The organism is Kitasatospora sp. NPDC056531 (assembly GCF_042794375.1).
In the GTDB taxonomy this organism is placed as follows: domain Bacteria; phylum Actinomycetota; class Actinomycetes; order Streptomycetales; family Streptomycetaceae; genus Kitasatospora.
Map to the genome: position 1 here is coordinate 1 of NZ_JBHTTU010000047.1, position 13,875 is coordinate 13,875.

11 protein-coding genes are annotated in these 13,875 nt (G+C 72.0%); 7 read left to right on the top strand and 4 right to left on the bottom strand.

Annotated elements, in window-relative coordinates; translation table 11 throughout:
* Positions 1 to 368: 368 nt before the first annotated feature.
* Both ACFQ87_RS30060 and ACFQ87_RS30065 read right to left on the bottom strand, forming a co-directional pair.
* Positions 369 to 1,847: a PTS transporter subunit EIIC gene (locus ACFQ87_RS30060; protein ID WP_380613997.1), complete on the bottom strand. Its 1,479-nt coding sequence runs from the start codon at positions 1,845 to 1,847 to the stop codon at positions 369 to 371.
* Between the two features lie 63 nt (positions 1,848 to 1,910).
* A complete protein-coding gene (locus ACFQ87_RS30065; protein ID WP_380613998.1) occupies positions 1,911 to 2,438 on the bottom strand; it encodes a MarR family winged helix-turn-helix transcriptional regulator in 528 nt (175 codons plus the stop codon).
* A gap of 238 nt (positions 2,439 to 2,676) precedes the next feature.
* Here ACFQ87_RS30065 and ACFQ87_RS30070 point away from each other — a divergent pair, with 238 nt between their 5' ends.
* The 4 genes from ACFQ87_RS30070 to ACFQ87_RS30085 all read left to right on the top strand — a co-directional run bounded on the left by ACFQ87_RS30070 (position 2,677) and on the right by ACFQ87_RS30085 (position 6,009).
* A complete protein-coding gene (locus tag ACFQ87_RS30070; RefSeq protein WP_380614000.1) occupies positions 2,677 to 3,876 on the top strand; it encodes a cytochrome P450 in 1,200 nt (399 codons plus the stop codon).
* A 187-nt stretch (positions 3,877 to 4,063) separates the two neighbouring features.
* Positions 4,064 to 4,261 carry a ferredoxin gene (locus ACFQ87_RS30075; protein ID WP_380614001.1) on the top strand — a complete coding sequence of 66 codons (198 nt, stop codon included), beginning with the start codon at positions 4,064 to 4,066 and terminating at the stop codon, positions 4,259 to 4,261.
* Positions 4,258 to 5,457, top strand: a complete 1,200-nt coding sequence (locus ACFQ87_RS30080; RefSeq protein ID WP_380614002.1) for an NAD(P)/FAD-dependent oxidoreductase — start codon at positions 4,258 to 4,260, stop codon at positions 5,455 to 5,457. The genes ACFQ87_RS30075 and ACFQ87_RS30080 overlap by 4 nt, the downstream gene beginning before the upstream one ends.
* A 144-nt stretch (positions 5,458 to 5,601) precedes the next feature.
* Positions 5,602 to 6,009, top strand: coding sequence for a nuclear transport factor 2 family protein (locus ACFQ87_RS30085; protein WP_380614003.1), 408 nt, complete (start codon positions 5,602 to 5,604; stop codon positions 6,007 to 6,009).
* Positions 6,010 to 6,039: 30 nt separating this feature from the next.
* Here ACFQ87_RS30085 and ACFQ87_RS30090 read toward each other — a convergent pair whose 3' ends face one another.
* Positions 6,040 to 6,570, bottom strand: coding sequence for a hypothetical protein (locus tag ACFQ87_RS30090; RefSeq protein WP_380614004.1), 531 nt, complete (start codon positions 6,568 to 6,570; stop codon positions 6,040 to 6,042).
* 150 nt (positions 6,571 to 6,720) lie between these two features.
* A complete protein-coding gene (locus ACFQ87_RS30095; RefSeq protein WP_380614005.1) occupies positions 6,721 to 7,764 on the bottom strand; it encodes a homoserine dehydrogenase in 1,044 nt (347 codons plus the stop codon).
* A gap of 200 nt (positions 7,765 to 7,964) precedes the next feature.
* On the opposite strand from ACFQ87_RS30095, the gene ACFQ87_RS30100 reads away from it, so the two are divergent.
* The 3 genes from ACFQ87_RS30100 to ACFQ87_RS30110 are packed head-to-tail and all read left to right on the top strand — an operon-like array spanning position 7,965 to position 13,419.
* Positions 7,965 to 9,455, top strand: coding sequence for a Dyp-type peroxidase (locus tag ACFQ87_RS30100; protein WP_380614006.1), 1,491 nt, complete (start codon positions 7,965 to 7,967; stop codon positions 9,453 to 9,455).
* A 26-nt stretch (positions 9,456 to 9,481) separates the two neighbouring features.
* Positions 9,482 to 11,590, top strand: coding sequence for a flavin monoamine oxidase family protein (locus tag ACFQ87_RS30105; protein ID WP_380614007.1), 2,109 nt, complete (start codon positions 9,482 to 9,484; stop codon positions 11,588 to 11,590).
* Positions 11,587 to 13,419: an alpha-keto acid decarboxylase family protein gene (locus ACFQ87_RS30110; RefSeq protein ID WP_380614008.1), complete on the top strand. Its 1,833-nt coding sequence runs from the start codon at positions 11,587 to 11,589 to the stop codon at positions 13,417 to 13,419. The genes ACFQ87_RS30105 and ACFQ87_RS30110 overlap by 4 nt, the downstream gene beginning before the upstream one ends.
* Positions 13,420 to 13,875: the final 456 nt, after the last annotated feature.

The following is a 13,875-nucleotide window of genomic DNA, read 5'->3' on the forward strand; positions in this document are numbered from 1 at the left end:
GTGCAGCAATTGTTGCCAGGTGGGATCGGTTTCCGACAAGACCCTCTTGTTACGATCGGCTGTCGTACTCCGGGGGTTCGCGGGGTCGGTTCGCGAGGCGGTTGCCCGGTCGGCGACTGCTCTGAACTGGGCAAATATCCGATCGGGGGCCTTGGGGGCGGCTACTATCGCCGGTCGTCGATGGTTTCGGGTGTGAGCGGGATCACGGTTTATGTCAGTGTTTGACCGTTTTGTCCGTTACTGGCCGACTCGCCGTCCGCGCTCTGGGTGCAGGCGATCTTCCCGGGCTGAGGCCCACGTCACAGTCCGCAGTGCGCCCTTCGTCTCTGCCGCCTGGAGGAGAGACTGCCGACCCTCCGACGCTGTTCCTACGCGGGCTCGGCGGGCTCTGAGGCGGGCTCGGCGGGCGCGGCAGCGCGGTCCGCAGCGGAGGCGTTGTACTCGGCGAGCGTCTCCCGGGTGAAGCCGAAGAAGTACGTCGCCAGGAAGCCCACGACGTAGCCGGTCAGCAGTCCGCCGGCGTAGACGGCGGCGCTCGCGGCCATCCCGTGCGGGCCGGCCAGCAGAGGGAACAGCGCCCAGCCGGAGGGGCCGATGGCCGTCGAGCCGACCGCACCGCCGAGTTGGCCGGCCACGCCGACGAAGGCGCCGCCGGCCGCGCCGCCCACGCAGGCGGTGACGAACGGACGCCCCAGCGGCAGGGTGACCCCGTAGACCAGGGGCTCGCCGACCCCGAGCAGGCCCGCCGGGAGCGCGGACCTGATGACGGTCCGGATGGAGGCGTTGTGGCGCAGCCTCAGGTAGACGGCCGCGGCGCAGCCGACCTGCCCGGCGCCGGCCATGGCGAGGATCGGCAGCAGGACGGTGGAGCCCTGCTGCTGGATCAGGGTGGTGTGGATCGGGATCAGCGCCTGGTGCAGGCCGAGCATGACCAGCGGCAGGAAGAGGCCGCCGAGCACGAGCCCGGCGAGCAGGCCGCCGTGGGCGAGCAGCCAGGTGGCGGCGCGGCCGATGGCGGTGGACACCTCCCCCGCGACGAACATCAGGCCGAACAGGGCGGCCAGGCCACCGAACAGGACGGTGACCGTGGGGGTGACCAGGACGTCCAGGGCGGCGGGCACGATCCGCCGGGTCCACCGTTCGAGCTGGACCGCCAGCAGCGCGGCGAGCAGCGCCCCGACCACCCCGCCCTGCCCGGGGGTGAGGTGGTGGCCGAACGCCTCCACCTTGGCGACGCCCGCGTAGACGATCACACTGGCCACGGCCCCGCCCAGCACGGGCGTGCCGCCGAACTCCTTCGCGGTGTTGTAGCCGACGAAGACGGCGAGCAGGGACATGAACCCCGAGGAGACCGGCCCCAGGGCGGCGACCAGCCACGGCGCCCAGCCGAGGTTGGCGAGGGCGCCGGAGAGGGCGGCGACGATGCCGCAGCCGATCAGGGCCGGGATCAGCGGGACGAAGATGTCGGCGATCCGGCGCAGTGCCAGTTTCACCGGGGTCGCGTTGCGCACCCGGGCCTGCGCCCGGATCCGGACGCCGCGGCCGGCGAGGCCCTCGGCGGTGGGGGCGTTCCCGCTTTCGGGCGGGCTGCCGGAGTCCAGGAGCCGGCGCAGCTGGGCGGTGACCCCGGCGACGGCGCCGGGGCCGAGGACGATCTGGTAGGTGTCGTCCTCGACCGTGCCCAGGACGGCCGGCAGCGCCCTGAGCGCCTCGTGGTCGACCAGGGAGCGGTCCGCGAGGCCCAACCGCAGCCGGGTCATGCAGTGCGCGACCGAGCGGATGTTGGCGCCGCCGCCGACCAGCGGGAGGATCGCCTCGGCCACGGCGCGGTTCTTCTCGTCCGACATGCCGGAGGACGTACCCGGATCGTCCCTGGGCTCAACCGGCCTCGTGGGCGGCGGGCCCGGGGCTCAACCGGCCTCGTGGGCGGCAGGCCCGGCCGGGAGCGGGTCGTCCTCGGACAGCATCGTGGTGCGCACCCGGTGCACGTACCGGTCGACCAGATGGCGCAGCACGCTGACCGTGGCGGCGACGTCCGGCTCCGGGACGCCGTCCAGGGCACTGGCCAGTCCGGCGATGTTGGCCTGTTTCAGGCGGTCGAGCATCTCCCGCCCGTCGGCGGTGATCGCCACCTGGCGGGCCCGCCGGTCCAGCTCGTCCTGGGTGCGTTCCACCAGTTGCTGGCCCTGGAGGCGGTCGATCTGCCGGGTGACGTGGGAGGGCTTGACCATCAGTCGGTCGGCCAGGTCGCTCACCCGGCTGGCCCCCTCGGCCTCGGCGAGCGCGCGCAGCAGGTAGACGTCCGAGCGGGCGGCGGTGATGCCGGCCCGGGCGGTACGGCGTTCGTGCTCCTGTGAACGCGTCAGCAGGTAGGCCAGCGAGGCCAGTACGGCTTCCAGGTCGGCGGCGGTGATCCGCTCGTCTTCGGCGTCCGGCATGGAGGAACTGTAGCGATCCGGCGGGGACTGCGGCTGTGGCGGGCACCCGTGACCGGATTTCGGACAGATTAGGCCGTCCGCCGATGCGCCCTTTCCTCACCACGGACCGCGAGTTAGCGTGACGTTCAGTTAGTTGCTTTTGGCACGTAAATGGCCCGGGACCTGCCCCACCACACCCGCAGGCCCACCCCACCGGCACCGCCGGCCCCACCCAGCTCCGAGAAGGGGAGCCCCCCTGATGGCCACTGCCGCGCATACCCCACGCTTCACCCACCCCGCCGCCCGCGGCGCCTGCCCGTTCGCCCCGCCACCCGCCTACCGGCAGGCCCAGCAGGAGGAGCCGATCAGCCGCATCTCCCTGTGGGACGGCTCGACCAGCTGGCTGATCACCCGCCACGAGGACATCAAGGCGGTCCTCGCCGACTCCCGCTTCAGCGCCGACGCCACCCGCCCCGGCTTCCCCTCCATCAGCGCGGGCGCCCGGCAGCTCAACTCCGGTCAGCCCACCTTCATCCGGATGGACGACCCGGAGCACTCCCGCCTGCGCCGGATGCTCACCGGCGAATTCGTGATCAAGAAGGTCGAGGCGCTGCGCCCCGAGATCCAGCGCATCGCCGACGACCTGCTGGACCACATGACCGAAGGACGCACCAGCGCCGACCTGGTCCGCGAGTTCGCCCTGCCCCTGCCGTCCCTGGTCATCTGCCTGCTGCTCGGCGTCCCCTACCAGGACCACGCCTTCTTCCAGGAGTGCAGCCGCGTCCTGCTGCGCCGCGACTCCTCCCCCGAGGACGTCAGCGCCGCCCAGGCCCGGCTGGCCGACTACCTGATCGAACTCACCGACACCAAGCGCACCCAGCCCGACGACGGCATCCTCAGCCGCCTGGTGGCCCGCGGCGAACTGAGCACCGAGGAGATCGGCGCGATGGGCCGGCTGCTGCTGGTCGCCGGACACGAGACCACGGCGAACATGACCGCGCTCTCCGTCCTCGCCCTGCTGCGCAACCCCGACCAGCTCGCCCACCTGCGCGAGCACCCCGAGTCCGTCCCCGGGGCGGTCGAGGAGTTGCTGCGCTACCTGACCATCGTGCACTCCGGCCTGACCCGGGTCGCCACCGAGGACGTCGAGCTGGGCGGCGCGCGGATCCGCGCCGGCGAGGGCGTCGTCTGCATGATCAGCACCGCGAACCGGGACGAGCAGGAGTTCCCGGACGGCGACGAGCTCGACCTGGCCCGCGACGCGCGCCGCCACCTGGCCTTCGGCTTCGGCGTCCACCAGTGCCTGGGACAGCCCCTCGCCCGGCTGGAATTGCAGATCGCGCTGAACACCGTCCTGCGGCGCCTGCCCGAACTACGGCTGGCCGTACCGTTCGAGGAGATCAGCTTCCGCGGCGAGATGCTCGTCTACGGCGTCCACGAGCTGCCGATCGCCTGGTGACCCGGCCCCACCGGGCCGCGACCAGTGGCCCGGTGACCGGGCCCCACCCGGCCTGACGGACCGCCCGGCGACCCGGCCCCAGCGGGCCGCGACCGGGTACCGAGTACCGAGCGCTCCAACGCGCCTACCATCCACCGGAGTCAGCCCCCGCAAGGGCCCCGACCGGCCATGTCCCGAAGGGAACACCATGCTCATCCACATCGACGAGGAGAAGTGCTGCGGCGCCGGGCACTGCGTACTCGCCGCCCCCGACGTCTTCGACCAGCGCGACGAGGACGGCATCGTCCTCCTGCTCGACGCCGAGCCGCCCGCCGAACTCCACCAGGCCGTCGAGGACGCCGCCGCCGTCTGCCCGGCCGCGGCGATCCGCCTGGAGCGGGTGTGACCGCATTGCGGGAGGTGGCCGTCGTCGGCGCCGGCGCGGCCGGACTGCACGCCGCGGAAGCGCTGCGCCGGGCCGGCTACGACGGACGCCTCACCCTGATCGGGGCCGAGGACGAACCCCCGTACGACCGACCGCCGTTGTCCAAGCACCTGCTGGGCGGGGAGTGGCAGCCCGACCGGCTGGCCCTGCGCGGCCCCCAGGCGCTGGAGGAGCTCCGGCTCGACCTGCGCCTGGGGGTGCGGGCCGAACGCCTGGACCGCCGGGAGCGGACCGTGCTGCTGTCCGACGGCCACCGGGTGCGCTGCGAGGCCGTCATCGTGGCGACCGGGGTCCGCCCGCGCCGGCTCCCCGGCGCCGACGCGCCGCTGCCGGGGGCCCACGTGCTGCGCACCCTCGCCGACGCCCTCGCGCTGCGCGAGGAACTGCTCGCGGGCGTACGGCTGTTGGTGGTCGGTGGCGGGCTGCTCGGCGCCGAGGCGGCGGCCACCGCCGTCGGACTCGGCGCCGAGGTGACCTGGCTGGCCTCCACCGCCACTCCGCTGGCCGCCGTCCTCGGTACCGAGACGGCCGCGCTGCTGACGGACCTGCACCGCGAGCACGGGGTGCGGATCGACCGGGGCGTGGCCACGGCACTGCTCCAACGGCACGGCCGAGCCGCCGGGGTGCGCCTGACCGACGGCTCCGAACTGGCCGCCGACGCCGTACTGATGGCCATCGGCTCCGCACCGGCCACCGAGTGGCTGGCCGACAGCGGCGTCCCGCTGGACGACGGCGTGGTCTGCGACGCCTACTGCGCCGCCGGCCCCGGCGTCTGGGCGGCCGGCGACGCCGCCTCCTGGCCCGACCCGCGCACCGGCCGCCACCGCCGCCTCGAACAGCGCACCAACGCCACCGAGCAGGCGATGCACGCCGCCCGGAACCTGCTGGCCGGCCCGGACGGCGCCCGGCAGGCGTACGAGCCGGTCCCGTACCTGTGGACCGACCAGTACGGGCTGCGCGTCCAGGTGTTCGGCCGGCCCGGCGGCGCCGAGCGGTTCGAGGTGGTCGACGGCAGCCTCGCCGAACACCGCTTCGCCGCCGCCTGCGTACGGGACGGCCTGGTCACCGGCGCGGTCGGCATCGCCTCCGCCCGGGCCCTGCGTCAACTGCGCGCCCAGGTCGCGGCGCACAGCCCGTGGCCGCCCGAGGCGGTCTGAGCCGGGGCGCATCGAAGTCCGCCGCCCCGCCCCGCCTCCGACACGGGAGGGGCGGGGCGGCGGACGCCCCAGGCCTCCCCCAACCCCCGGAAGCCGCCGATGTGATGGGATGGACTCCCGCTGTCCGAACCCAGGGAGGCCGTCGTGTCCCGAACCGCGCAGGAGATCTTCCAGAGCTACGTCCACGCCGGTCCGCTGACCCGCGACGCCGACGCCCTGGCCGAGACCTTCACCGAGGACGGCGTCTTCGAGGCGCCGCTCATGCCCGCCGGCGGTGCCCTCCCCCGGCGGATCGTGGGCCGCGAGGCGATCCGCGCCGCGATGGCGGCCCACTACGGGCAGCAGCTGAAGGACGACCGCAGGCCGAACCTCCAGAAGTCCGGTTTCGTGCTGCACACCACGTCCGACCCCGAGGTGTTCATCGCCGAGATCGACACGGTCTTCGACGGTGACGACCAGGACATCGTGGTGTCGCTGGTCCAGATCTTCCGCACCCGCGACGGGAGGATCGCCCGGCTGCGCGACTACTTCGCGCCCTCGCTGCTGAGTTGACGGCCCGGCAGGCTCTGCGGACCGCGCCGATCAGTCCGTCAGCAGATAGGTCGCCAGGCTGATCAGCCCCGAGACCAACGCGAGCACGCCAAGCGCCTTGAACAGGGGCGTGAGCACCCGCCACACCGTCCGCAGCAGGCGCGCCTCGCGCCAGCGGGCCGCCCGCCGGGGTGCGGCGATCGCGACGGCCTGGGCGATGCCGACCGGGCCGGCGAACGCGCCGGACAGCCCGACGGCGATGCCGAGGACCCGGACGCCGGTGTAGGCGACGCCGACCCGGTAACAGTCGTCCTCGGACTCGACGTACTGCACGGGCAGCCGGGCGCCGACCCGCAGACTGCCGCCGTACGGGACCGGGCGGTCCACCACGGTGCCCGAGTCGGAGGTGAACCTGCCGAAGCAGGTGGTGTGCGCCTGCTTGCCGACGCCGTCGGTGGAGCAGCCGGAGACCGTCAACAGGCCGGGCTGCCCGGCGAGTCGCAGAGAGTACCCGATGGTGAGCACGCAGACGGTGGTCAGGGCCGCGCCCGCCAACAGCATGACGAGCCCCGCCAGCGCCACGGCCGGCGCGAGAGACCACCGGCCCGCCCTGGACTTCGGATCCCTCACATACACGACTCCCCCGTTCCTCACCGGACATGGTCCCGGATACCGCGCGTTCCCGGGAAGCCGTCGGACCGCCCGGGCCGCGCCGCCCCGGCGCCCCCCGGCTCAGCCGAAGCCGAAGCCGCGGGGCGCCAGCACGTCGAGGGTGTCCCGCAGCATCGCGAGCGCCGCGCCGAGCGGGCTGGAACGGCCGCCACTCACGGTGATGTCCCCGGCATCGGGGCAGCCGTAGACGACCGCCTTCTCCGGACCGGTCAGCGCGTACAGCGGGTCGCCGGGGGCCGTCCGCTCCAGCCGGACCTCGACCACCAGCGGGTGGTCCGCGCTCGCCGTCGCCACGGCGCGCAGGCGGCGCCCGTCGGCGGCCGCGGCCAGGGCCTCCCGACCGGCCCGCTCGTCCACCGGTTCCGTGCTGACGCGCACGGCCGCCGGGTCCCAGCCCCAGAGCAGGGCCGCGAGCAGTCGGGCCTTCGTCGCCGCGTCGGCGCCGGAAAGGTCGGCCGACGGGTCGGCCTCCGCGATGCCGCGGCGCCGGGCCTCGCGGACCGCCCCCGCCAGGGAGTCGCCCGCCGCCAGGCGGTCGAGGACGAAGGTCGCGGTCCCGTTGGGGCAGGCCCGGAGCGACCGGCAGCCGAGACCGCGCACTCCCGTCCGGGCCAGATCGGCCGCCGGGAGGGCCGCCCCGGTGGCCCCGGAGATCCTGATCAGGCTGCCGCCCGCCCGTGCGGCGTCCGCCAGTTCGCGCCAGTGGCTCAGCAGGTGACTCTTGGTCGCGGTGACGACGTGGACGCCCCGGCGCAGCACCGAGGCGGCTTCCTCGGCGGCCTGCTCCCGTGCCTGCGGCGACGAGGGAAGTGCCTGGACCAGCACCTGCGCGCCGGTCCGGTCGAGGGTGTGCTCCAGCGGCGCCAGCGGACCCCACGCCGATCGCGGCGGTACCGGCTCTCCGCCGCGGACCAGGGCCTGCGCGGATCCGACGCGCACGGCCGCGAGCCTCGGCCGCACCGCGTGGTCGCGCGCGAGCTCGTCACCCCGCGACAGCAGCCGCTCGGCGTAGGCCTGGCCCACGGGACCGAAACCCGACAGCACGACCGCCGGATCGTCCACCGGTTCGGGCGGCACGCTGCTCCTACCGTGCGATGAAGGCATCCCGGCAGAATACCGCCGCTCCACCTCGCACTCGCCCGCGCGCATCTGCGCGGGGACGCCGCATCCGGTGACGCTGTGCGACCCCGCCGAGGGGCCGACCTCCGGTTGACAGGACTCTCGACGACGAAGCTACGTTAAGTAGTAGTCCAATCACATGTTGTGATCACGTCTGCCGATCCCGCCGCGCAAGGAGCCCGAGCATGACCACGACCCCCACCCGCCCCACCGCCGTACCGTCCATCGAGCAGCTGCCCCAGCCGGAGCTGCGCACGAACACCGACATCCAGGGCAACATCCTGGCGGCGTTCAACAAGGACTTCATGGACTTCCGCTATCTGCACTTCCCGGACGCCACCAAGGGCCGCGGCTGGCTCTCCGCGATCCTCAACACCGTCGCGACGACCAGCGAGACCGAGGACTTCAACGAGCAGTTCTCGCTGGCCCGCCGGGCCTTCGGCCGCGACCCCGCCATCACGACCGTCCGCTGCGGAGTCTCCCTCACCTTCGACGGCCTCAAGACCGTCGCCAAGAACCCCCAGCAGGTCGAGACCGACCTGAAGGCCTTCACCGCCCTGCGCGAAGGCAGCGCCATGCGGGCCGCGCAGCTCGGGGACACCGCCGAGAGCGACCCCAAGCAGTGGCTGTTCGGCGCCGGGACCGGTGACAAGGTCGTGCACGCCGTCCTCATCGTCGCCGCGGACACCGAGGAGTTGCTGAAGGAGAAGCTGAAGAACCTCGACGCGGTCGAGAAGACGCACCAGATCACGCGCGTCCACGTGGACGAGGGCCGCACCCTGACGGGCCCGCTGAAGGGGCACGAGCACTTCGGCTACAAGGACGGCATCTCCCAGCCCGGCGTGAAGGACTTCCACCGTGAGAGCCAGGAGCGCAAGGGCTTCCGCGACAACCACGCCGGGACCGAGCTGATCGAGCCCGGCGAGTTCGTCTTCGGCCACAAGAGCGAGACGGGCGACCGGAAGGCGCCCGAGTGGATGAAGAACGGCTCGCTCCAGGTGGTGCGCCGACTGCGCCAGGACGTCGCGGGCTGGAACAAGGCCGTGGTGGACGGCGTCAAGAACTTCACCGGGACCATGGACGCCAACCGGCTCGGCGGCTGCCTGGTCGGCCGCATGAAGGACGGCACACCGCTCGCCCCGGCGTCCAACCCCGTGACCGGGCTGGGCTCTGACCGCAACGACTTCGACTACCAGGACGATCCCATCGGGCAGCACACCCCTTGGGTCGCCCACATCCGCCGCACCAACCCGCGCGCCTTCGCCGGCATCGTCGACAACAAGCCGAAGAGCCACCGCCTGATGCGCCGGGGCATCCCGTACGGCCCTGAGTTCAAAGGCGGCCCGGACGACGGCAAGGACCGCGGGCTGATGTTCGTCTGCTACGGCACCTCGCTGGAGGAGCAGTTCGAACTGGTCCAGCAGCACTGGTCCAACTCCGACACGTTCCCCCCGGGGAAGAGCGAGCCCGGCCAGGTGGTCGCCAACGGCTTCGACAAGGTCATCGGCCTCGCCGGCAAGGCCGAGATCGCGCTCGCGGACGGCACCCACGGCACGGTCGACATGAAGCGCTTCGTCCGCACCACGGGCGCGCTCTACGCCTTCACCCCCTCGATCAGCACGCTGCGGCTGCTCGCCGAGGGCAAGGACCTCCCCAACAAGCCGGTCGGCTCCTGACCGCCGAGCGCCCCTGAGGAGACACCATGGAGAACCCCGTCATCGAGGGCACGGCCAATGACCGCGCCCGCTGGCGGACCTGTCAGCAGCTGGCGCGCGAGCTGCTGCTGGTCGGTCCGGACGACAAGGACCTGAGGCTGCGCTACCTCGACGTCCTGATCAAGGACGGCATCCCGGAGACGGACAGGCCCAAGGACGTGCTGATCGTCGGCGCGGGCATCGCGGGCCTGGTCGCCGGGAAGCTGCTCAAGGACGCCGGGCACAACGTCACCATCCTGGAGGCCAACGCCAACCGGGTGGGCGGCCGGATCAAGACCTTCCGCTCCACCGGCGACGAGTCCGACGGACCGTTCTACGACCCGGACCAGTACGCGGAGGCCGGGGCGATGCGGCTGCCCAGCTTCCACCCGCTCACCCTGGCACTGGTCGACAGCCTCGGCCTGAACCGGCAGCTGTTCTTCAACGTCGACGTCGATCCGGACACCGGCAACCAGAACGCGCCCGTCCCGCCGGTGGTCTACGAGTCCTTCGAACCCGGCAAGGTCTGGAAGTACGGCGCGGACAGCCCGGACTTCCGCGAACCGGTCAAGCGCTTCAACTCCTGGATCCGCACCAACCGGATCCAGGCCCGCCGCAGCGAGTACGCCGCCGACCCCAGCTGTGTCAACGAGGGCTTCCACCTCACCGGCGACGAGGTGCGGATCACCGCCGCCGACATGGTCAACCAGGCCCTGGAGCCGGTCCGCGACTACTACTCGGTGATCAGGGACGGCAAGCGGGTGAACAAGCCGTTCGCCGAGTGGCTGGACGGCTGGGCCCGGGTGATCCGCGACTTCGACGGCTACTCGATGGGCCGCTTCCTGCGCGAGTACGCGGGCTTCAGCGACGAGGCCGTCGAGGCGATCGGCACCATCGAGAACATGACCTCGCGGCTGCACCTGGCCTTCTTCCACACCTTCCTGGGCCGCAGCGACATCGACCCGAAAGCCACCTACTGGGAGATCGCGGGCGGCAGCTGGAAGCTGCCCCACGCGCTCGCCGAGGAGCTCCGGGCGGAGCTGCGGATGGGCGAGCGGATGATCCGGATGGAGTACTGGGACCCGCGTCGGGACGGCGGGGCCGGCCGCAACGTCGGCCCGAACGGGCCGCAGGTCGCGGTCCACACCGTCCCCGAGGACGACCCGGAGGCCGAACCCGACGTCTGGAAGGGCGACTTCGCGATCGTCACGGTCCCGTTCTCCGCCCTGCGGTTCGTCCAGGTGACGCCCGCGTTCTCGTACAAGAAGCGCCGGGCGATCATCGAGACCCACTACGACCAGGCCACCAAGGTGCTGCTGGAGTTCTCCCGCCGCTGGTGGGAGTTCACCGAGGCGGACTGGAAGGTCGAACTCGACTCCATCACCCCCGGCCTATACGAGTACTACCAGCGGGCCGGCGAGGAGGACGCCGAGGCGGCCGTCGCCGCCGCCCACAACGGCCACCGGCCACCGGCCAACCTGCCCGAGGTACTGCTCGGCGCGCACGCGAGCGTCGACGAGCGCCGGATCAGCCAGGCCCAGCGGGAGGTCTACGAGCACACCCCGCTGCTCCGGGCGAGCGTGCGCCCCGCCACCAACTGCTTCGGCGGCGGCTCGACCACCGACAACCCGAACCGCTTCATGTACTACCCCTCGCACCCGGTGCCCGGCGGCGACGGCGGCGGCGTGGTGCTGGCCAGCTACAGCTGGTCGGACGACGCGGTGCGCTGGGACTCCATGGAGGACGACGAGCGGTACGTCTACGCGCTGCGCAACCTCCAGTCGGTGCACGGCCGGCGGATCGAGGTGTTCTACACCGGCTACGGCCAGACCCAGAGCTGGCTGCGCGACCCGTACGCCTTCGGCGAGGCGGCGGTGTACACCCCGCACCAGATGACCAGCTTCCACCTCGACGTGGTCAAGCCGGAGGGCCCGGTGCACTTCGCCGGCGAGCACGTCTCGCTCAAGCACGCCTGGATCGAGGGCGCGGTGGAGACCGCCGTCCGGGCGGCCATCGCCGTGCACGAGGCGCCACCTCCGCCGCCCCCGGCGGAACCGGAGATCCGGCCCGAGGTACAGGCCCGCCGGGAACGCCGACAGGAGGCGCTGAGCAGATGAGCGGCAACCACGAATGGACGGTGGCCCGTTACCTGGCCACCAGGCTGGAGCAGTTGGGCATCCGGTACCTGTTCGGGGTACCGGGCGACTTCCTAGGCCCGTTCCTGACGATCATGCAGGCCACCACCAGCGTGCGCTGGATCGGAACCCCGACCGAGATGGGCGGCGGCTACGCCGCGGACGCCTACGCCCGGGTGCGGACCGCCGACGCCGACCCGGCCAAGGGCGAGCACGGCATCGGCGCCGTCGCGGTGACCTACGGAGTGGGCGCGTTCAGCCTGCTCAACACGATCGGCGGCGCGTACGTCGAGGACGTGCCGCTGATCGCGATCAACGCGGCGCCCTCCTACGAACAGTGGCTCAACCAGCAGGCGGTCGGCCTGCTCACCTCGCACATGAGCCCGCGCCGGGAGAGCAACCTGGACGTCTACCGGCAGGTCACGGTGGACGCGCAGGTGCTCTCCAACCCGGGGCTCGCGCCCTGGCAGATCGACAGCGCGATCACCGCGTGCCTGACCGAGCGCAAGCCGGTCTACCTGGAGGTGATGGAGGACCTCTGGCACGCGCCGTGCGAACCTCCGCAGGGTGAACTCCGAGCTCACGAGCGGACGTTCACCAAACGGAACGAGGAGATGCTGGCCAAGGCGGTCACGGCGGCGGTCAAGCTGATCGGGAAGTTCGGCACACCGATCGCCTGGGCCGGCGAGGAACTGGTCCGCCAGCGGCTGGAGGACGAGCTGCTGGAGTTCGTCCAGAGCACCCGGATGCAGTTCTGCACCACGGTCGGCGCGAAGTCCGTGGTCTCCGAGCGGCATCCGCTGTTCGCCGGCGTCTACAACGGCAAGGCGAGCCTGCCGGAGATCCGGAAGACCTTCAAGAACGCCGGGTGCCGGATCGGCCTGGGGACCTGGTCCACGTCCAAGAACCTCGGCGGCGAGCAGTCGATCGGCGACGACTGGATCGTGGCGGCCCGCGACGGCGTCAGCGTCGGCGCCGAGTACTTCCCCGAGGTCCGACTGGGGCGGTTCATCCCGGCGTTGCGCGACGCGCTGGAGGGACAGACCTTCCCGGCCGACCACTTCGCGCTGGCGCACGCGGCGGGCCTGGACGTCCCGGCCAGCACGGCCGCCTTCCTGGACTCACTGAGCACCGCCCAGTACCCGGCGGAGCTGACGTACGACAGCTTCTTCCAGCACATCAACCACTTCCTGCAGCACCGGGCCACCGGCGGGGACCCGCAGGCCCCCTCGCCGTTCACGGTGGTCTCGGACGCGGCGTTCGCGCTGCTCGGCTCGATGAACCTGCGGATCACCGAGCGGGCCGGCTTCCTCGCACAGAACAGCTGGCTGTCCATCGGCTACTCGGTCGGCGCGGCCACCGGCGTGGCACTGGGCCGTCAGCAGCCGATGAAGCGTCCGCTGGTGTTCGTCGGGGACGGCTCGTTCCAGGAGATCTGCCAGGAGCTGTCCACCCAGGTGCGCCACCACCTGAGGCCGGTGGTCTTCGTCCTGGACAACGAGGGCTTCTACGGCATCGAGCAGATGCTGGTCAGCCCCTGCTACTACAAGGAGAAGCCGTCCGACGGGGCCGACTTCTACAACGTGCTGCACCCGTGGCGGTACGAGAAGCTGGCCGAGGTCTTCGGCACGGAGAAGGACCGGATGCACGGGTACGAGCTCACCAGCCACACCGAGCTCGACTCGCTCCTGCTGGACATCGCCGATCCCGGCAACGACATCAACCACGCGCCGATCCTGGCCCGCGTCCGGCTCAGCCGGCACGACTACCCGAAGGCGCTCCAGTACAAGATCGACGAGACGTGCAAGTAGCCGCCCCGAGTCCGCCGGCCCCCGTCTCCGACGGGGGCCGGCGGACGCCGCGAAGTGTGGACTTCGTTTCGCTACACGGAACGTACTGTCCGATCACCTAAAGTAACCCACCGGGTCGCACCCCTTCCAGCATCCCCCGGCGGGTGCAACGCGGTCGTCCGTCCGTCTGAGACGACCGATCCCGGACTGGTCCTGGACCGCACCCGCCCGTGCGGCTGGGGACGCGCAGAAGGAACGATGCTCATGAATGCGGGCTCCTCTCCGCCGGTCCGGCGGTCACGTACGGTGTGTCTGGCCGCTGTCGCCGTCGCCGGAGCACTCGGACTGCTCAGCGCGTGCGGCGGATCGCCACACCCCGGGCCCTCCAGCGCGCTGAGTCCCGGCCCCGGCCAGACCCTGGCGGGATTTCCCGGTGCCTCCGGAACGGGCGGTACGGTCGCTGTCAGCGCACCGCCG